The 18,631-nt window shown below is 59.3% G+C and carries 15 protein-coding genes and 1 pseudogene; 11 read left to right on the top strand and 5 right to left on the bottom strand.

All coding sequences use genetic code 11. The annotated features are described in order from the left end of the window. The first annotated feature begins 171 nt into the window (after window positions 1-171). From HXW73_RS00660 to HXW73_RS00625, 8 genes and pseudogenes are all read left to right on the top strand, one after another. Window positions 172-1,092, top strand: a complete 921-nt coding sequence (locus HXW73_RS00660) for a MerR family transcriptional regulator (protein ID WP_186254452.1) — start codon at window positions 172-174, stop codon at window positions 1,090-1,092. 66 nt (window positions 1,093-1,158) lie between these two features. Then, on the top strand, window positions 1,159-2,571 hold the full coding sequence (phrB, locus tag HXW73_RS00655; protein WP_186254451.1) for a deoxyribodipyrimidine photo-lyase: 1,413 nt from the start codon (window positions 1,159-1,161) through the stop codon (window positions 2,569-2,571). Between the two features lie 39 nt (window positions 2,572-2,610). Continuing rightward, window positions 2,611-3,042 (top strand): nuclear transport factor 2 family protein, encoded by a 432-nt coding sequence (locus HXW73_RS00650; protein WP_186254450.1) that lies wholly within the window; start codon window positions 2,611-2,613, stop codon window positions 3,040-3,042. Between the two features lie 60 nt (window positions 3,043-3,102). Further along, a pseudogene (locus HXW73_RS00645) lies at window positions 3,103-3,887 on the top strand (SDR family NAD(P)-dependent oxidoreductase). Further along, window positions 3,884-5,233, top strand: coding sequence for an NAD(P)/FAD-dependent oxidoreductase (locus tag HXW73_RS00640; protein ID WP_186254449.1), 1,350 nt, complete (start codon window positions 3,884-3,886; stop codon window positions 5,231-5,233). The pseudogene HXW73_RS00645 and the gene HXW73_RS00640 overlap by 4 nt, the downstream one beginning before the upstream one ends. After that, on the top strand, window positions 5,230-5,994 hold the full coding sequence (locus HXW73_RS00635; RefSeq protein ID WP_186254448.1) for a DUF1365 domain-containing protein: 765 nt from the start codon (window positions 5,230-5,232) through the stop codon (window positions 5,992-5,994). The genes HXW73_RS00640 and HXW73_RS00635 overlap by 4 nt, the downstream gene beginning before the upstream one ends. Continuing rightward, window positions 5,991-7,259, top strand: coding sequence for an SAM-dependent methyltransferase (locus HXW73_RS00630; RefSeq protein ID WP_186254447.1), 1,269 nt, complete (start codon window positions 5,991-5,993; stop codon window positions 7,257-7,259). The genes HXW73_RS00635 and HXW73_RS00630 overlap by 4 nt, the downstream gene beginning before the upstream one ends. Further along, window positions 7,259-7,789: a DUF2878 family protein gene (locus HXW73_RS00625; RefSeq protein ID WP_186254446.1), complete on the top strand. Its 531-nt coding sequence runs from the start codon at window positions 7,259-7,261 to the stop codon at window positions 7,787-7,789. The genes HXW73_RS00630 and HXW73_RS00625 overlap by 1 nt, the downstream gene beginning before the upstream one ends. Here the strand turns inward: HXW73_RS00625 and HXW73_RS00620 are convergent. Next, entirely contained in the window at window positions 7,786-9,651 is a 1,866-nt protein-coding gene (locus tag HXW73_RS00620) for a putative bifunctional diguanylate cyclase/phosphodiesterase (protein ID WP_186254445.1), read from the bottom strand. The two genes, HXW73_RS00625 and HXW73_RS00620, sit on opposite strands and share 4 nt — an antisense overlap. 284 nt (window positions 9,652-9,935) lie before the next feature. Here HXW73_RS00620 and fabA point away from each other — a divergent pair, with 284 nt between their 5' ends. After that, window positions 9,936-10,451 (top strand): 3-hydroxyacyl-[acyl-carrier-protein] dehydratase FabA, encoded by a 516-nt coding sequence (gene fabA, locus HXW73_RS00615; protein ID WP_186254444.1) that lies wholly within the window; start codon window positions 9,936-9,938, stop codon window positions 10,449-10,451. A gap of 12 nt (window positions 10,452-10,463) precedes the next feature. Beyond that, the gene (gene fabB, locus HXW73_RS00610) at window positions 10,464-11,681 is read left to right on the top strand and encodes a beta-ketoacyl-ACP synthase I (RefSeq protein WP_186254443.1); all 1,218 of its coding nucleotides are present in this window, start codon (window positions 10,464-10,466) and stop codon (window positions 11,679-11,681) included. An 89-nt stretch (window positions 11,682-11,770) separates the two neighbouring features. Here fabB and HXW73_RS00605 read toward each other — a convergent pair whose 3' ends face one another. From HXW73_RS00605 to HXW73_RS00590, 4 genes are all read right to left on the bottom strand, one after another. After that, the gene (locus HXW73_RS00605; protein ID WP_186254442.1) at window positions 11,771-12,499 is read right to left on the bottom strand and encodes a lysophospholipid acyltransferase family protein; all 729 of its coding nucleotides are present in this window, start codon (window positions 12,497-12,499) and stop codon (window positions 11,771-11,773) included. Beyond that, window positions 12,496-13,386 carry a sugar nucleotide-binding protein gene (locus tag HXW73_RS00600; protein WP_186254441.1) on the bottom strand — a complete coding sequence of 297 codons (891 nt, stop codon included), beginning with the start codon at window positions 13,384-13,386 and terminating at the stop codon, window positions 12,496-12,498. Before HXW73_RS00600 ends, HXW73_RS00605 begins: the two co-directional genes overlap by 4 nt. 44 nt (window positions 13,387-13,430) lie before the next feature. Next, window positions 13,431-14,027: a single-stranded DNA-binding protein gene (gene ssb, locus HXW73_RS00595; protein WP_186254440.1), complete on the bottom strand. Its 597-nt coding sequence runs from the start codon at window positions 14,025-14,027 to the stop codon at window positions 13,431-13,433. A 74-nt stretch (window positions 14,028-14,101) separates the two neighbouring features. After that, the gene (locus HXW73_RS00590; RefSeq protein ID WP_186254439.1) at window positions 14,102-15,481 is read right to left on the bottom strand and encodes an MFS transporter; all 1,380 of its coding nucleotides are present in this window, start codon (window positions 15,479-15,481) and stop codon (window positions 14,102-14,104) included. A 192-nt stretch (window positions 15,482-15,673) separates the two neighbouring features. On the opposite strand from HXW73_RS00590, the gene uvrA reads away from it, so the two are divergent. Then, window positions 15,674-18,517 carry an excinuclease ABC subunit UvrA gene (gene uvrA, locus HXW73_RS00585; RefSeq protein ID WP_186254438.1) on the top strand — a complete coding sequence of 948 codons (2,844 nt, stop codon included), beginning with the start codon at window positions 15,674-15,676 and terminating at the stop codon, window positions 18,515-18,517. The last annotated feature ends 114 nt before the right edge of the window (window positions 18,518-18,631 follow it).

Raw genomic sequence — 18,631 nt, 5'->3', positions numbered from 1 at the left:
GTACCTTGGGGCTACAAGTTGTACAAAGGAACGTTAGTTATTCAAGATTGTTGATCGGTTAATTAGATATTAGGTAATTGCTATGGATAGCAAACCACATCGCCCGCCGCAGCAAACCACGATAGGCCCATGCGGCTTGGCTCCGCAGACAACGAAGAGGCAATGGCGCCCATGAATAATAAGGCGACCCACCCACCCGATACCCCACTTTATCCCATTCGGGAAGTTTCCCGTCTGACGGGCGTAAACTCGGTTACCCTGCGTGCCTGGGAGCGACGTTACGGTTTAATATGCCCCAAGCGCACCCCCAAGGGTCATCGGCTGTATGCCCAGGATGACATTACGCGCATCGAGCGTATTCTCCAGTGGCTCAATCGCGGCGTCCCGGTCAGCCAAGTCGCGGACCTGCTCGACCAGCCCGACACCGTTGAAGCTCCAGTGCCCGACGCTGGCGACTGGGTAAGCCAGCGTCAGCAGTTGCAGGCGATTATCGAAGCCCTCGATCTGCCCAAACTGGAAGCCTTCTATCACCAGAGCCTGGCGCTCTATCCGTTGAGCACCGCTATTAATGAACTGTGGCAGCCGGTGGTGCTGACGTTGGAAGCCAAGTGGGCGGTGCAACCGGACGCCCTCGTCCGCCGCACCTTCGAAGCCTTCCTGCGCAGCCAGGTGGGTATTCGCCTGCATTACGCCAATCAAGCCACCCGCGGCCCGCTGATTCTGCTTAATGTCATGCCCGATGACCCAGGCCCCTTGTGGGTCCTGATGGCAGCGCTGATGGCCAGCGAACAGGGTTACCGTGTGCAGCTGCTGGATCACTCCTTGCCGCTTGAAGATCTCCCCCAGGCGGTCGCGCGACTGCATTCTTCAATGGTGCTGCTGTCCAGCGGCCAGCGGGAAGATGACCGCTATATTCGCCAGTCGCTGCCGGATGCCGCCGCGGCGCTGAATGTGCCCATCGGCGTTTGCGGTGAAGTCGCCAGACTCCGCGACGCCGACCTGCGCGATACCTCTGTGCATATGCTGGGCGATGATCTCCCCCAAGCCATCGCCCGCTTGCGCCCGTTACTGCGCGAATCAGGCGTTCTTTGACAAACTGACTGACACCGCCGCTGCGGCGGTGGCTAACCGTGTGCCCATCGCCTTGCTGGAGTTCCCATGTCTCGACAGTTGGTTTGGCTGCGTAGTGACCTGCGCATCCACGATAACACCGCGCTTGCCGCCGCCGCTGCCAAAGGGCCGGTGGTTGCCGTGTTTCTGCGCTCGGTGGCCCAGTGGCAGGCGCACGGCCATGGCATTAACAAGATCGACTTCTGGGCACGCGGCGTTGCTGCCCTCAAAGAGGCACTCGATGGGCTGAATATTCCGCTCCTGCATCGCGATATCGCGTCGTTTGACGATGCCCCCGCCACCCTGCTGGAGATTGCCCATGAGCATCAGATTGAACAGCTGCATTTCAATCTTGAGTACCCCCTCAATGAACAGCGTCGCGACCAGGCGGTCATTGAGTCTTTCAAGCAGGCGGATATTGCGGCGCACGGGTATCACGATGCGGTGGCCTTTGCCCCCGGGACGCTCCTCACCGGCAAGGGCGACTATTACGGCGTGTTCACGCCGTTTGCCAAGGCCTGGCACAAGCAGATCACGGCAGACCAACTGACACTGCGCGACACCCCGGATGCCCAATCGCCACTGGGCATCGAAAGCGACCCATTGCCCGCACTGCCTGACCTCGATGCTCTCCCCGTCGATGCTCACCAGTGGCCCGCAGGGGAACACGCCGCCAGTGACCGTCTGGAGCGCTTTTTACGCTTCCGCGGCCGTCACTATAACGATCAACGGGATTTCCCGAAGGTGCGCGGCACCAGCGAGCTTTCGCCCTATCTGGCGCTGGGAATGATGTCCTATCGCCAGTGCATGCAGGCCGTCATGAGCGAGAATGGTGGGCATTTGGCCGATGGCGATAAAGGCCTGATCACCTGGGTAAGTGAGCTTATCTGGCGGGAATTTTACCAGCACGTGGCCGTCGGTTTTCCGCAGGTGTGCCGCTACCAGCCGTTCCAGGCCCACACCCGCAAGCTTGCCTGGCGCGACGACCCCGATGCCTTTGACGCCTGGTGCGAAGGACGTACCGGCTACCCGCTGGTCGACGCCGCCATGCGCCAGCTGGTCGCCACCGGCTGGATGCATAATCGGCTGCGCATGGTGACCGCGATGTTCTTGAGTAAGCACTTGCTGATCGACTGGCGGCAGGGTGAAGCGTTTTTCCTGCGCCACCTGGTCGATGGCGAGTTTTGCGCCAATAACGGCGGCTGGCAGTGGGCGGCCTCGACGGGTACCGACGCCGCCCCGTATTTCCGAATTTTCAATCCCACCACGCAATCCACGCGCTTTGACCCCAACGGCGAGTTTATTGCTTACTGGCTGCCCGAGTTTGCCACCTTGCCAGCCAAGGCCCGCCATGCACCCCCGCGCGACTTGCTGACCCAGTTGGACTACCCCGCCCCTATTGTCGACCACAAGGCAGCGCGTCAGCGGGCACTCGATGCCTTCAAGGCACTGTCAGACTGACACCGGCCCTCTAACCGTCTAACCGCTTCAGGAGTCTTCATGTCACAGGACAAGGCACTGGAAGATTTTTGCGCTTTTTTTAATAAACTTGACAATACCTGTACAGAAAAACTGTACGAAGTATATACTGATGATGTAATTTTCAAAGATCCGCTGCACCGCGTTGAAGGTCGTCCTGCGCTGTCGCGTTATTTCGCCGCGATGTATGAAAACGTCGAGCGCTGCCAATTTGTTTATCACACCCGCCAGCGCCAGGGTAGCCAGGCATTTGTCACCTGGACCATGACATTCGTGCATCCAAAGCTGGCGGGGGGACGTACGATCAAGGTAGAGGGGTGCAGTACATTGACGTTTGCTGACGATGGGCGTGTATCCCGACACCGGGACTACTTTGACGCCGGCGAGATGCTTTACGAGCACCTCCCGGTGATGGGGCGCGTCATTCGCTGGTTAAAGCATCGTCTTGATTAATCATTACGTGGCCTGGGGCATCTGACCAAGGTGCCCGCAGGGTGGAACAGGAGAGGTTCGATGAGCACATGGACAGCCCCCAGCGTATCTGGCTGACGGGTGCGACCTCGGGGATTGGTGAAGCCTTGGCCAGAAAGCTTATTGCCCAGGGTCATCAGGTTGTACTCAGCGCCCGCAACCACGAGGCGTTGGATGCTCTGTGCCAAGACCACCCCAATGCCCACCCGCTGCCACTCGACATCAGCGACCGCCATGCCGTGTTGGCGGCGGGCCAGCAGATCGGCGAGCAGTTGGGCGCCCTTGACCTCGTTCTGCTCAACGCAGGTACCTGTGAATATCTCGATTCCCAGCAGTTTGACATAGACCTGGTCGAACGTGTTTTTACTCCGAACCTATTTGGCACCCTGTATGGCGTCGAGGCGGCCCTTCCTTTATTGCGTGCCGCCCGCCAGGAAGGCAAGCCCGCCCGGCTTGCGGCTACATCGAGCGCTTCCGCCTACCTGCCACTACCGCGGGCCGAAGCCTATGGCGCCTCCAAAGCAGCAGTTAGCTATTTTCTGGAATCGCTGCGCCTTGACCTTGACCAGGAAGGCATTGCTATCAGCTTGATACACCCAGGGTTTGTCAAAACGCCATTGACCGATCGCAACGACTTTCCCATGCCCATGCAGGTCACCGCTGAGGCCGCCGCTGACGCCATTATCGAGGGCCTGGCCAAAGGCCGTTTGGATATTCATTTTCCGCGTCGCTTTACCTACATCGTCAAACTGCTGGGCATTTTACCCCCCGCCTTGCGACGCCAAATCGGCCTGCGCATGACACGCAAGCAAGGGGCGTCCCGATGAGCAATATGGGTTCGCAACGCATCGCCGTAATCGGCAGTGGCATCAGCGGCATGGCGGCTGGCTGGTATCTTTCCGCCCAGCACGAGGTCACCTTGTTCGAGGCCGACAGCCGGCTGGGCGGTCACACCGCCACCATGGACGTCGAAGTATCTGGCACCCCCTATGCCATCGATACCGGCTTCATTGTGTTTAACGACTGGACCTATCCGCATTTTCAGCGCCTGCTGGATACGTTGGATGTGCCAAGTCAGGCCACCGAAATGAGTTTTTCGGTACACGAAACTAGCGTTGACTTTGAATACAACGGCCACACCCTGACCTCACTGTTTGCCCAGCGTCGTAACCTGTTGAACCCGGCTTTTTATCGGTTACTCGGCGATATCATGCGCTTTAACAAGCAGGCCACTGCGGATCTTGAGAGCGGTCGGCTTCCCCAGGACATGACGCTTGGCGACTATCTCGACCATAACGGTTACGACCAGGCCTTCCAGCGCCGCTACCTGCTGCCCATGGGTGCGGCGATCTGGTCGGCGAGTATCGGCGACTTGCGATCTTTTCCGCTGACCTTTTTTGTCCGCTTTTTCCGCAACCATGGCCTGCTATCGGTCAACCATCGTCCGCAGTGGTACACGCTAGTCGGCGGTTCACGCCGCTATATTCCACGCTTGACCGCGCCCTATGCGAGCCGTATTCACCTGAACACACCGGTCACCGGGATCACCCGCACGAATACTGGGGTGGTGATCACCACCGCTCAAGGCACCCAGCGCTATGATCAAGTCGTACTGGCGTGCCACGCCGACCAGGCGCTGGCCATGCTGGATGACCCGACCGCAGCTGAAAGCGAGATTCTCGGCGCCATGCCCTACCAGGACAACGAGGTGGTCCTGCACACCGACACCTCGCTATTGCCGCGTCGGCAGCGTGCCTGGGCCAGTTGGAATTACCGCCTTGACGGTCGCGGCGCCGACGAACGGGTCTCGGTGACCTACAACATGAACATTCTTCAGCGGCTGGACGCGGACACCACGTTTTGCGTCACACTCAACGATTCAGACAGTATTGATCCCGCCAAGGTGCTGGGTCGCTACACCTACGCCCACCCGCAGTTCACCCTTGCAGGGCACGCCGCCCAGCAGCGTCACGACGAGATTTCATCACCCGCCCGACGCACCCACTTCTGCGGTGCCTACTGGCGCAACGGCTTCCATGAGGATGGCGTCTGGAGCGCACTGCGTATCGCCCGCTCGCTGGGTTGCGATGAAGCGCACACCCCGCCCAACGCCCCCACGGTGCTGCCGACTACGGAACTGTTCGATGCCTATCAGGGGAGTGACGTGGGATGACAGCAACGCCACATTCGCGGGTTTATCGCGGCACCCTGCGCCACCGGCGCTTCACCCCTCACGCGCACCGCTTTGATTACCAGCTGTGGATGGCCTGGCTGGACCTGGACGAGTTGCCGACACTGTTTGACGGCGTGCCAGGATTCAGCGCCCGAGGCGCGGCGCTGGCGCGTTTTCGCCGTGAAGACTACCTCGGCCCGACAGATCGCCCGCTGGCCACCGCCGTGCGCGAAGAGCTGACACGCCAGTTGGGCAGCGCCCCCGAGGGCCGAATCTGCGTACTGACGCAGCTGCGCACGCTGGGTGCCATGTTCAACCCCATTTCGATGTATTACGCCTACGACCGGCAAGGCCAACTGGCAGCGGTGCTTGGCGAAGTGACCAACATGCCCTGGCGTGAGCGCACCTGCTACGCCTGCCGTGTCGATAGCCACCGCCACAGCCACCATGCGACCTTCGATAAAGCCATGCACGTCTCACCGTTTAACCCCATGGACATGACTTACCGATGGCGGTTTAACACGCCGGGCGACCAGCTATTACTGCACATGGAAAACTGGCAGGCCGGGCAGCGCCACTTCGACGCCACCTTGACCCTAGAAGCAGCCCCCGCCACCGCCAAGGTGTTGCTGGCCACTCTGGCGCGCCAGCCATGGATAAGCCTGAAAACCATCACCGGTATTCATTTTGAGGCGCTTCGGCTGTGGTTGAAGCGCAACCCTATCTACAACCACCCCAAGCGCAAGGAGACCTCGAAATGACGACCCTGCGTTCCACGCCGCCTGATATTCAACCCGCCCCCCAGGGGCGTGTAACCCGCTGGCTGAAAAAGCGTTTGATCGCACAGCTGGATACCTTCTCCGGCGGGCGGATCACCTTGATTGAAGGCAACCAATGCCACCATCTGGGCCAGGGTGGGGAGCTTCACGTGACCGTCGTCATCCGCCATGCGCGCGCCTGGAAGCGGCTGGCTTTTGGCGGCACTGTAGGCGCCGCCGAGGCTTACATGGACAATGACTGGGACGCCGATGACCTGGTCGCTTTGATACGTCTATTTGCCATCAACCTGGACCAGGTTAACGGTAATATCGAGAACGGTAGCGCGCGCATGGCACGCTGGCTGATGGGCTTGATGCACCGCTTTCAGCGCAACAGCCTGACCGGTTCGAAACGCAATATCGCCGCGCACTATGATATTGGCAACGACCTGTTTGCCACCTTTCTCGACAAGCACCACTGGATGTACTCGAGCGCCGTCTTTCCCTACCCGGATGCCAGCCTGGAAGAGGCCTCGACCTACAAACTGGACGTCATGCTCGACAAGCTCAACGTGCAACCCGAGCACCATTTACTGGAAATCGGCACGGGCTGGGGCGGACTTGCCATCCACGCGGCCAAGACCCGAGGCTGCCGCGTGACGACAACGACCATTTCCGAAGAACAGTACGCCTATACGGCTAACCGCATTCAGGAAGAAGGCCTGGAAGCCCAGATTACGCTGCTGAAACAGGACTACCGTGAACTGACCGGGCGCTTTGATCGGTTAATTTCCGTCGAAATGATTGAAGCCGTCGGCCACCAGTACCTGGATACCTATCTGAGCAAAGTCGACAGCCTGTTAACCGATGACGGTCAAGCCATGCTTCAGGCAATTACCATCCGTGACCAGCGTTTTGATGGCGCCAAACGGGATATGGACTTTATTAAGCGGTATATTTTCCCAGGGGGCTTTTTACCTTCCCACCACGCCATTGCCAGCAGCCTGATGCGCAAGACCTCGCTCAACATGGTAGCGCTCGATGAAATTGGCCAGCATTACGCGCGCACCCTGCGTGAATGGCGGCATCGCTTCGAGGCCCACCTGGAACATATCCAGACGCTTGGGTACGACGAACGCTTTATTCGCATGTGGCGTTATTATCTGTGCTATTGCGAGGGCGGCTTCCTTGAGCGTTCGATTGGCACCTGCCACTTATTGCTGGCCAAGCCCGCCGCCAAACCGGCCCCCTTGACCGGAGCGTTGTAATGCTCGCCCGACGGCGCTTGATGGGGGTACTCGTCAATGCCCTGGGCTTTGAAGTGATCTGGACGCTGTGCGTGCTGGGAGGTTCCTGGGTTGCAGCGGTTGCTGGCAGCGCCTGGATTGCATTGCATTTGCGGTATGTCGGCAAACCGGGGGAGTGGCGCCTGGTGGCGGCCTTTGCCTTGTTAGGGCTCGCGGTCGACGGCGGTCTACAGCTGGCCGGGGGGTTGATATTTGATGATCAACGGCTCATTGCGGGCTTACTGCCGCTATGGCTGTGGATGCTCTGGCCACTGTTCGCCACCCTGGTGCATCACTCGCTTGGTTGGCTATGGCAATGGCCCTGGCTGGCGGCAGCGCTGGGTGCGCTGGGCGGCCCGCTGTCCTATTTTGCGGGTGCGGCACTTACCGATGTCACCCTGGCACCTTGGCTGTTACCTGCCCAGGCGTTGGTATGGTCACTTCTCTGCCTGGGCGTTTGCCGTTATTACCGTCGCTGGCAAGATCGCCATGCTGCCGCCGGAGCGCATTAGGGGCCTGCTTTAGCCACGTCGCCGGTACGTGCCTTTGCAGGCTGCGCTTTAGGAAGCAAACGTTGCTCCAATTCGTGCGCAGGCAGCGGGCGGGCAAAATAGAACCCCTGTACCATGTGGCAGCCAGCATTGACCAGAAAGTCACACTGCTCTTTGGTTTCGACGCCTTCGGCAATCACATCAAGATCCAGTCCTTTGGCCATCGATAGCACCGCCTTCACAATCGCGGCATCGGCCTGGTCACCGGGGAGCTCCCGAATGAAAGCGCGGTCGAGCTTTATCTTGTCGACCGGTAAGCGCTTCAGGTAACCAAGCGACGAATAGCCGGTACCGAAGTCATCAATCGCGATGGAATAGCCCTGATTACGTAACGCTTTCAGGCGCGGCCCCATATCCCCCGCACGTTCGTCCAGCAGGACCGATTCGGTGAGCTCCAGGCCGATATGCGCTGGCGTAAGCCGGTAGCGGTTCAGGCAGGTGGCCAGTTGGGTTTCAAGGTCACCGTGAAAGAGTTGCAGCGCCGAGATGTTCACCCACATGGTCAGCATCGGCATGTCATTATTGGCCCAGTGCGCCTGCTGCGCGCAGGCCTTTTCAATCACCCAGCTACCCAGCTCGGCCATCAGGCCGTGGCGCTCGGCCAAGGGGATGAATTCACCGGGCGAGATCATTCCATCGCGTGGGTGCTGCCAGCGCAGTAGCGCCTCCATACCGAGCAGCTCGCCCGTACCAGGATGATGCTGGGTCTGAAAATACAGCTCCAACTGATCCCCCGAAACGAGGGCGGCGCGTAGGTCGCTGACCAGCGCCAACTGCGGATTGTCCTGCTTGTCCAAGGCGGGACGAAAACGCAGGCTGTGGTTACGCCCCAGCCGTTTGGCATTGTATAACGCCGATTCCAGACGCTGGAACAAAACGCCCGAGTCACGCCCATCTTCCGGCGCTCGACAGCTGCCAATGGTCAAGCCAAGACGTAGCGACTGCTCGTGGATTTCAAACGGGCTGCTCATGTGGTCGCGCAGGTTACTGACCCATTTATCGTGATCATCATAGGTGGTGGTGCGAATCACCATGAATTCGTCCCCCCCTAGACGACCCACCACGCTACCCGCCATATAGCTGGTCAACCGCTGGGCAAAACGCGCCAGCAAACGGTCACCCTGCTCAACGCCCATGCTGTCGTTCACCGATTTCAGTCCGTCAATATCCACCAGCGCGATATCCAGGCTTTCTCCCGCGCGCACACTGCGCAGCCGTGACTCCATCAAGTCGTGCAAGCGACGCCGGTTGGGCAGCCCGGTCAGCGGGTCTTCATAGCCAATGCGACGCAGATCGCGCTCACGGGCTTTTTGGGCGGAAATGTCGGCAAACAGGCTGATATAGTGGGTTATCTTGCCGCGTTTATCGGTGACGGCACGCACCTTGAGCCACTCAGGGTATTCATCACCGTGCTTGCGCCGGTTCCACATCTCGCCTTCCCAGCGCCCGGTGCTTTTAAGCGTGCTCCAGAAATGCTGGTAAAACGTTTTATCGTGCCTGGGCGCCGCCAGCGTTTCGAGCTTGAGGCCCAGCATTTCATGGCTTTCATAGCCGGTAATTTCGGTGAACGCTGCGTTAACGGCGATAACGCGATTATCGACATCACTGATCACCATCGCATCATTGGCAAGACCGATCGCATCCTGCGAGAGGCGCAGCCTGAGACGCTGGTGGCGCACCTGACGCCACGCATCCCAGAGTCCGAGCGCCACTATCGATGCCGCGACCATACGCAGCGCGGCATCGGGTATCCAGATGCAGGCAGGCAATGCCACCAACGCTGCCCAGACCAAGGGGCGACTAAGGGAAACGGGAAGCCACATGCTTGTTCACGACATCCTATAAAAAACGGGCTAAGAGTTGCTCCCAAAAGAATTAGATCAACGTCATAATGCCGCCTGATAAGCGACTGATCGTCAATCTTACGTCAATAAGTCGTTTAATGTGCATAACCAGTCATTCGACTTTACACTATTCGCCTCATTATACTTTCGGCCGCTGATAAAAAATCTGTAGGGCACACCAATAATAAGCCCGTTACGTGCATTAAGCGGTTTCGGGAAGTAGACTAGGCCCAACCTTTTACCCTGATACTCGGAACGATTCAGTGACCAAGCAACACTCCTTTGATCGCGATGAACTGCTGGCCTGCTCGCAAGGCGAACTTTTTGGCCCGGGCAATGCCCAACTGCCAGCTCCCAACATGCTGATGCTTGACCGCATCACGCACATTCACGAAGCAGGCGGCGAGTATAATAAAGGCGAATTGATTGCCGAATTGGATATCTCACCCGACCTGTGGTTTTTTGATTGCCACTTCCCCGGTGACCCGGTCATGCCAGGCTGCCTGGGGCTTGATGCCATGTGGCAACTGGTTGGCTTCTACCTGGGCTGGCTGGGCCACCCTGGCCGCGGTCGTGCACTCGGCTGCGGCGAAGTCAAATTCAGCGGCCAGATACTTCCCGAAGCGCGAAAAGTAACTTATCGTATCAATATGAAACGCATTATTACTCGTCGGCTGATTCTGGGCATGGCCGACGGCACCGTCTCGGTAGACGGTCGTGACATCTATCAGGCTAATGATTTGCGCGTTGGCCTATTCACCTCCACTGCGAATTTTTAACAGGAGGCTCCCATGCGACGAGTGGTAGTCACCGGCCTTGGCATTGTGTCGTGCCTGGGCAACGACCAACAACAGGTCCTTGAGGCGCTTAGAAGTGGCCGTAGCGGCATTCGCTTCAAAGAAGACTATGCTGAACGTGGCTTTCGCAGCCAGGTAGCAGGCAGCGTTGACATTGACCTCGAATCGCTCATTGACCGCAAATTGTTGCGTTTTATGGGCGATGCAGCGGCCTATGCGTATATTTCCATGGCGCAGGCCATCGAAGACGCCGGTCTCCCCGACGATCAGGTATCCAACGAGCGAACCGGACTGATTGCCGGTTCGGGTGGCGCCTCGAGTGCTAACCAAGTTGAAGCCGCGGATGTACTGCGCGAAAAGGGACTACGCCGCGTGGGTCCTTACCGTGTCACCCGTACCATGGGCAGTACCGTCTCGGCTTGTCTGGCGACGCCGTTTAAAATCAAGGGCGTGAACTATTCCATTTCGTCGGCCTGCGCCACCTCGGCCCACTGTATCGGCAGTGCCATGGAGCAGATTCAGCTCGGTAAGCAGGACGTGGTTTTCGCCGGCGGTGGTGAAGAAGAACACTGGACGCTGTCCTGCCTGTTCGACGCCATGGGCGCTCTTTCCACCCACTATAACGAGTCGCCCGACAAGGCATCGCGCCCTTACGACCAAGCCCGTGACGGTTTTGTGATCGCTGGCGGCGGCGGCATGCTGGTGCTTGAAGAGCTGGAACACGCCAAGGCACGCGGCGCCAAGATTTATGGTGAACTGGTGGGCTATGGTGCCACGTCCGACGGCTATGACATGGTGGCGCCTTCCGGCGAAGGGGCGACACGTTGCATGCGCCAGGCCATGGCGACCGTTGAGGGTGCTATTGATTATATCAACACCCACGGCACATCCACACCGGTAGGCGATGTGGCCGAGCTCAAAGCAGTCCGCGAGGTATTTGGCAATTCAACACCGGCGATGAGCTCGACCAAATCGCTGACTGGCCACTCGCTGGGCGCGACCGGCGTGCAGGAAGCGGTCTACTCGCTGCTCATGATGCAACACGGCTTCGTGGCTGCTTCGGCCAACGTGGATCAGCTCGACGAGCAAGCTGACGGTTTCGATATCGTTACCGAACGCCGCGATGGCGTAACGATCGACCGCGTGTTGTCCAACAGCTTTGGCTTTGGCGGCACCAATGCTTGCCTGGTGTTCCAACGCTACGCCGAGTAACCTGCGGGATAATATCTGTGGTAAGCACCATGAAAACGCCCCCTGTGGAATCCACAGGGGGCGTTTTTTATACTCAGCTCATATGAGCGTTATTGCGGTCTTGGGACATCCGAGATGTCCACCAGTTGGGTCTCTATCCACGCCTCGACATCGGCCAGCACCTCATCCGAGGTTCGGCCGGCAGTTTCGATTGGCGCGCCAATGCGTACACGCAGCACACCCGGACGCTTGACCCAGTGGCGTCCCGGCCACCGTTCCCCCGCATTGTGGGCCACGGGTAATACCGGAACCCCTGCACGGCAGGCGACCACACTGCCGCTTTTGTTGTAGCGCTTGCGCTCGCCTGGTTCGACCCGGGTGCCCTCCGGGAAAATCAGCACCGAAAGCCCTCCATTCAACCGTACGACACCCTGGCTCAGGACCTGCTTGATGGCCCGCGCGGGCTTGGAACGGTCCAGGCTGATCGGGTGCAGCAAACGTAAGCCCCAGCCAAAGATGGGCAGGCGCAGCAGTTCGCGTTTCAACACGGTACACACTGGCGGCTTCATCACCTGCAGAAAGACCGTTTCCCACTCGCTCTGGTGGTTGGCCTGAATCACGCAGGGCCCGTCCGGCAGGTTGTGTGCGCCCTGAATGTCGTAGCGCACGCCGCAAGCAATGCGAAACCAGAACATCAGAAAGTGATTATATAAATTGAGCAGGCGATATCGACCGGCCAGGGGTAGAAAAGGCGCAATCGGCAGAAACAATACGCCAATCACCAACAAGGCAGCAAAATACCCTGCGTAAAATACAACGCTACGAACCACTTGCTTCAAGACGACGCTCCTGTGTCGTCGACACCCTTTTGATCACGCGTTAAACACCATGCATCGAGCATGCGCCCAACTTCCAACCGCCACGGCTTTTGATGGACACCGAACACGTTAAGCACCCGGCGGCAATTCAGCACGCGCCGCAGCTTGGCATCGTGGTGATGCTTCAATGCCTTGACCTCGCCTAATGTCACTTGCTCGCCGCGACCTTCAAGGTGGGTCAACAATTGAGTTCTTACCATGGAGGTAAAGGTAAAGGCACTCACTGGCTCAGTGCCTGCCAGATGATAGGCGCCCCAGGCGTCTGCCCCGCAGGACTGCTGCTGGAGCATGCCGATCAGCGCGAGCGCCACGGCATCCGCCGAGGTGGGGCAGAAGATGACATCTTCCGCCGCGCGCACGCTGTCGCCCATGACCAGGCTATCCAAAAGCTCGTTGAGCCACGCATGACTGCCCTCAAGGGCAAACAGCGGCCCCAGACGAACAATCAGATGGCGCGCGTAATCGGCTCGGATACGATTGCCGGTTTGCACCAGACGGCGCAGGCTTTCATCACGGGGAGCCGGCACGACATGCTCATCGATGGCGACGTCAAAGCCGTCTTCGTAGAGCTGATCAGACACGCACCAGACGAGTGCTACGCCTTCTGACCGGCAGGCCTCAAGACATGCCTCAACGGCGTCGGCGTGCTCCATAACGGCGGCGGGGGCCATGCTCAAGGGGTGTGCCAGCGGCGGCATAATCACCGCATCCGGCGACACCTCGCGCAGGCGCTCGGCGCTCACCTGCGTCGCTTGCTCAATCACCAGCTCAGTATCTGAGCGACGACTGGTCTCGCGCGCCAGCGCCAGACTCAAGCAGTGCCCCGCATCGAGTATCAAAAGCTTCAAGACGGCCTGTCTCCCTTACCTGCACTCGCGTCATTGACCGTCACTTAAAACGGAATCTCATCGTCGAAATCATCAAAATTGCCGGGATCAGGCGCGCCGTATTGGTTGTTTTGGTTGTTTTGCTGGCCTTGCGGCGGTGCGGGCTGGTTTTGCTGGGGCGCTCGCTGCGGCTGGGCATTGCCTTGCCCGCCGTATTGATCACCCTGAGGCGGCTGCGATTGACCTCCCTGTTGAGGGTAGCCGCCATCCTGCCCACCTTGTGCGTAGTTATTTGGCGCCGCACCGCCGCCTTGGTAATCACCGCCACGGGAATCAAGCATCTGCATATCGTTGGCAACGATTTCGGTGCTGTAGCGATCCTGGCCGTTCTGGTCCTGCCATTTGCGGGTTTGCAAACGCCCTTCGATGTAAACCTTGGAGCCTTTCTTGAGGTATTGCTGGGCAATCTCGGCGGTTTTGTTGAACATCACCACTCGGTGCCACTCGGTGCGCTCCTGGCGCTGACCGCTCTGGCGATCCATCCAGGTATCAGTGGTGGCCAGATTAAGATTGGCGACCGCCGTGCCGGAAGGCGTGAATCGTACCTCAGGATCCTGTCCGAGGTTGCCGATCAAGATAACCTTGTTAATGCCGCGAGCCATAAGGCGCTCCTTTCAATTGAATCGATAAACGTCGACAGCGTTCCAGCGACGCACTATTACCCCGCCCCGTTGAGTTACGATTTCGGGGGCGTTACCAGCTTGGCAAGCGCTGCTTGATCAAGCTGCTGTCGATTAACCTTTAAATACGCTAGCCGCTCTTCGGGCACGACCATGACATCCTCGACGCCTGCCACACCTGCCAGGTGATCCAGCAGCACGTCCATAGTATCGCCTTCGGTGACGCCCAGTGCCACCACCTCACTGCTCAACGGCGGTGGTGATGGCATATTCAGCATCGCGCCCCACCATAATAGCGCCAGCAGTGCGCAGCCGAGAAATACCGCATCCAGCCCACCGACACTTGCCAGTACACCCCCCAGGGTACCGCCTAGAAACGCCCCCAGGAATTGGCTGGTGGAATAAACGCCCATGGCGGTACCTTTCGCCCCAGCCGGTGCCAGCTTACTGAGCATCGACGGGAGGGTGGCTTCCAGCAGGTTAAAGCCGGTAAAGAAAATAAACAGCCATGGAAACAACCAGTAGCCTTCAGAGACCGGCAGCCCCAACCCCGCCAAGCTAAACGCAATCGCGCCAATCGCCAGTAGGCAGATGCGCGTCATGCGTTGACGCTTTTCGGCCACAATCATCAGCGGCAGCATGGCCACAAACGAAAACCCCATGATCACCAGGTAGGCCAGACCATGATGTGCCGCACTGATACCTGTCTCAAGCAAGCGAAACGGCACCGCCACAAAAATCGCCATCAGCACAAAGTGCAGCGCAAAAATCGACACGTCGAGTCGCCAGAGGTCCGGACGTGACAATACGCTTTTCAACTGCCGTCGATCCATGCCCACATCGCGGTGCTGAACCCGGCGCGGCGCGGGTGGCACCCAGCGCCATAACACGATCAGGCCCAGCAGTGTCAGCAGTACGGTCGACCAGAACACACCGGCAAGCCCGGCCCACGCCGCCAGCCAGGGCCCAATCACCATGGCCAGGGCGAACGCTACCCCAATCGATAAGCCAATCGTTGCCATCGCCGCTGTACGTACCTGCTCGCGAGTCTGGTCCGCAAGCAGCGCCATGATAGCTGCAGCCACCGCACCACTGCCCTGCAGGGCACGGCCGGCAATCATCGCGCCAATAGAATCAGCGAGCGCTGCCACCACACTGCCCAGGGCAAACAGTACCAGGCCGAAGGCAATCACGCGCTTGCGGCCAATCCGGTCAGACCATAAACCAAAGGGGATTTGCAGAAGCGCCTGGGTCAGTCCATAGATCCCTAACGCCACACCCACCAGAAGCGGCGTCGAACCTGCCAGGCCATCGGCATACAGCGCCAACACGGGCAGGACCATGAAAAGCCCCAGCATACGAGACGCGTAGAGCCCCGCCAGGCCGCTGATGGCACGGCGTTCAGAGGCCAGCAACAGTGCAGAAACCTTGCGCATAGAGCCCTTGAAATGGTCCTCGGGGTGATGACCGTCGATGGTAAATGCCCATAGGGGCTTGGATAGCCGCCCATTCTAGCGCGTTGGGTGATTCAGCGAAACGTCATCAAACCGTTGCCGAGTGAAACCGCTTTGCCGGGAGGGCCCAGAGAAACGTATAATCACGCTTTTGCCGCGCGATTCGAGGTGTTGATGGACAGCATTCTGGTCAGGGGTGCACGCACCCACAACCTCAAGCAGATCGATGTGGAACTGCCCCGCAATAAGTTGATCGTGATTACCGGCCTTTCCGGGTCGGGTAAGTCCTCGTTAGCGTTCGACACCCTTTACGCCGAGGGGCAGCGCCGCTATGTGGAATCGCTCTCCACCTATGCGCGCCAATTCCTGTCGATGATGGAGAAGCCCGATGTGGATCACATCGAGGGGCTTTCGCCGGCCATATCCATCGAGCAGAAGTCCACCTCGCACAACCCGCGTTCGACGGTTGGCACGATTACCGAGATTTACGACTACCTGCGCCTGCTGTTTGCCCGCGCGGGCACGCCACGCTGCCCGGAGCACGGCGAAGACCTGGAAGCCCAGACGATTTCGCAAATGGTCGACCAGGTGATGAACCTAGCCGAAGGCACCAAGCTGATGCTGCTGGCCCCAGTGGTCAAAGGCCGCAAAGGCGAGCACTTGCAACTGCTGGCGGAGCTGCGCGCGCAAGGGTTTGTACGCGCGCTGATCGATGGTCAGGTGCTGGAACTGGACGACATCGCCCCGCTGGACAAGCGCAAAAAGCACGACATCAGCGTGGTGGTCGACCGTTTCAAGGTGCGTGATGATCTCGCCCAGCGCTTGGCCGAATCCTTTGAAACCGCGCTGAACCTGGCCGACGGCACCGCCATGATCCACTTCATGGACGGTGGCCACGAGGATATCGCCTTCTCGTCGCGCTTTGCCTGCCCGGTGTGCGGTTACTCGCTGGCAGAGCTCGAGCCGCGCATGTTCTCGTTCAATAACCCGGCAGGTGCCTGCCCCACCTGCGACGGCCTGGGTGTCCAGCAGTACTTCGACCCTGCCAAACTGATCAGCCACCCGGAGCTGTCTCTGGCTGAAGGCGTGATCAAGGGCTGGGACCGGCGCAATATCTACTATTTCACCCAGCTTCAGGCGTTGGCCAAACACTATCGCTTTGAACTGGAAACGCCCTGGAATGAGCTTGCTCGCCACGAGCAGGAGATTATTCTCAACGGCAGCGGCGATGAAACCATCCCGTTTGTCTATGTCGGCGACCGTGGCCGCAAGGTCACCCGCGAACATGCGTTTGAGGGCGTGCTGCCCAATATGCAGCGCCGCTACCGGGAAACCGAATCCAACATGGTCCGCGACGACCTGGCCAAGTATATCGCGGTACAGCCCTGCGCCACCTGTAGCGGTACGCGTCTGCGTAAAGAATCACGCCATGTGTATGTCGACGACCGCAACATTGCCGACATGGTACATTTGCCGATCGGCGACGCGTGGCGCTACTTTGCCGACCTGCGCCTGCCGGGGCGCAAGGGCGAGATCGCCGACAAGATCGTTCATGAAATTCATGCGCGGCTGGAGTTTCTGGTCAATGTCGGGCTCGATTACCTCAACCTGGAACGCAGCGCCGACACCCTCTCCGGCGGCGAGGCCCAGCGCATTCGCTTGGCAAGCCAGATTGGCGCGGGCCTGGTCGGTGTGATGTACATTCTTGACGAGCCTTCCATTGGCTTGCACCAGCGCGACAACGACCGGCTGCTTAAAACCCTGGAGCGGCTGCGCGATCTGGGCAACACCGTGATCGTGGTCGAGCACGACGAAGAGGCCATTCGCGCCGCCGACCACGTGCTGGATATCGGGCCCGGGGCGGGCGTCCACGGCGGCGAGATTGTCGCCCAGGGCACCCCGCAAGACGTCATGGACAATCCCAAGTCGCTGACCGGCCAGTACCTTTCCGGCACGCGGGAAATCGCCGTGCCGCCCTACCGCATTCCCGGCAATCCGGAAAAGCAGCTCATCGTGCGCGGCGCCACCGGCAATAACCTGCAAGACGTATCGCTGTCGCTGCCGCTGGGGCTGTTTGTCGCCATTACGGGCGTATCTGGCTCGGGTAAATCGACGTTGATCAACGGCACCCTGATGCCCATCGCCGCCCGGGAATTGAACCGTGCGACCTCGCTCACCCCTGCGCCTTATCAAAAAATCGAAGGGCTCGATCAGCTGGATAAAGTGATCGATATTGACCAAAGCCCGATTGGCCGCACGCCGCGCTCCAACCCGGCCACCTATACCGGCATTTTCACGCCCATCCGCGAACTGTTTGCCGGTACCCAGGAAGCCCGTTCGCGGGGCTACAAGCCCGGCCGGTTCAGCTTTAACGTCAAGGGCGGGCGCTGCGAAGCCTGTCAGGGCGAAGGCATGATCAAGGTCGAGATGCACTTCCTGCCGGACATCTATGTGCCCTGCGACGTGTGCAAGGGCAAGCGCTATAACCGTGAAACCCTGGATATCCATTACAAGGGCAAAACCATCCACGAAGTGCTGGCCATGACGGTGGAAGATGCCCTGGAATTCTTCAGTCCAGTACCGGCCATTGCTCGCCGCTTGCAAACTCTGCTCGACGTGGGCCTGTCCTATATTCGCCTGGGGCAAAGTGCGACGACGCTATCGGGCGGTGAGGCCCAGCGGATCAAGCTCGCCCGCGAGCTGGCCAAGCGCGATACCGGCAAAACGCTGTATATCCTCGATGAGCCGACCACCGGTCTGCACTTTGAGGATATTCGCCAGTTGCTGACGGTGCTTCACCGCCTGCGCGACCACGGCAACACCATCGTGGTGATCGAGCATAACCTGGATGTGATCAAGACCGCCGACTGGATTGTCGACCTGGGTCCCGAGGGTGGCTCCGGAGGCGGCCGAATCATCGCTGAAGGCACGCCGGAGCAGGTCGTCAAACAATCGACATCGCATACCGGGCGTTTCCTGGCGCCGTTACTCAAACGCCAACAGCGCGCGTCCGCCTGATGGTCAACAAGGGGGCTTGCGCGAGCCGCCGCCACGCTGCGAGACTCATAGGCTAAGCATTTTTAATCGGCGTCGTTTATAGTAGCGATCGGTTGAATCATCGATTTTGTGCGC

The sequence above is a fragment of the Halomonas sp. SH5A2 genome (assembly GCF_014263395.1).
Taxonomy (GTDB): domain Bacteria; phylum Pseudomonadota; class Gammaproteobacteria; order Pseudomonadales; family Halomonadaceae; genus Vreelandella.
Note: the sequence above shows the minus strand (reverse complement) of the source record. Positions and strands in the feature narration are given on the sequence as shown.

Excerpts from the sequence above, each read along its gene's own strand:
- HXW73_RS00660 (WP_186254452.1), top strand. The coding sequence starts at position 172 with ATGAATAATAAGGCGACCCACCCACCCGATACCCCACTTTATCCCATT.
- phrB (WP_186254451.1), top strand. The coding sequence starts at position 1,159 with ATGTCTCGACAGTTGGTTTGGCTGCGTAGTGACCTGCGCATCCACGAT.
- HXW73_RS00650 (WP_186254450.1), top strand. The coding sequence starts at position 2,611 with ATGTCACAGGACAAGGCACTGGAAGATTTTTGCGCTTTTTTTAATAAA.
- HXW73_RS00640 (WP_186254449.1), top strand. The coding sequence starts at position 3,884 with ATGAGCAATATGGGTTCGCAACGCATCGCCGTAATCGGCAGTGGCATC.
- HXW73_RS00635 (WP_186254448.1), top strand. The coding sequence starts at position 5,230 with ATGACAGCAACGCCACATTCGCGGGTTTATCGCGGCACCCTGCGCCAC.
- HXW73_RS00630 (WP_186254447.1), top strand. The coding sequence starts at position 5,991 with ATGACGACCCTGCGTTCCACGCCGCCTGATATTCAACCCGCCCCCCAG.
- HXW73_RS00625 (WP_186254446.1), top strand. The coding sequence starts at position 7,259 with ATGCTCGCCCGACGGCGCTTGATGGGGGTACTCGTCAATGCCCTGGGC.
- HXW73_RS00620 (WP_186254445.1), bottom strand. The coding sequence starts at position 9,651 with ATGTGGCTTCCCGTTTCCCTTAGTCGCCCCTTGGTCTGGGCAGCGTTG.
- fabB (WP_186254443.1), top strand. The coding sequence starts at position 10,464 with ATGCGACGAGTGGTAGTCACCGGCCTTGGCATTGTGTCGTGCCTGGGC.
- ssb (WP_186254440.1), bottom strand. The coding sequence starts at position 14,027 with ATGGCTCGCGGCATTAACAAGGTTATCTTGATCGGCAACCTCGGACAG.
- HXW73_RS00590 (WP_186254439.1), bottom strand. The coding sequence starts at position 15,481 with ATGCGCAAGGTTTCTGCACTGTTGCTGGCCTCTGAACGCCGTGCCATC.
- uvrA (WP_186254438.1), top strand. The coding sequence starts at position 15,674 with ATGGACAGCATTCTGGTCAGGGGTGCACGCACCCACAACCTCAAGCAG.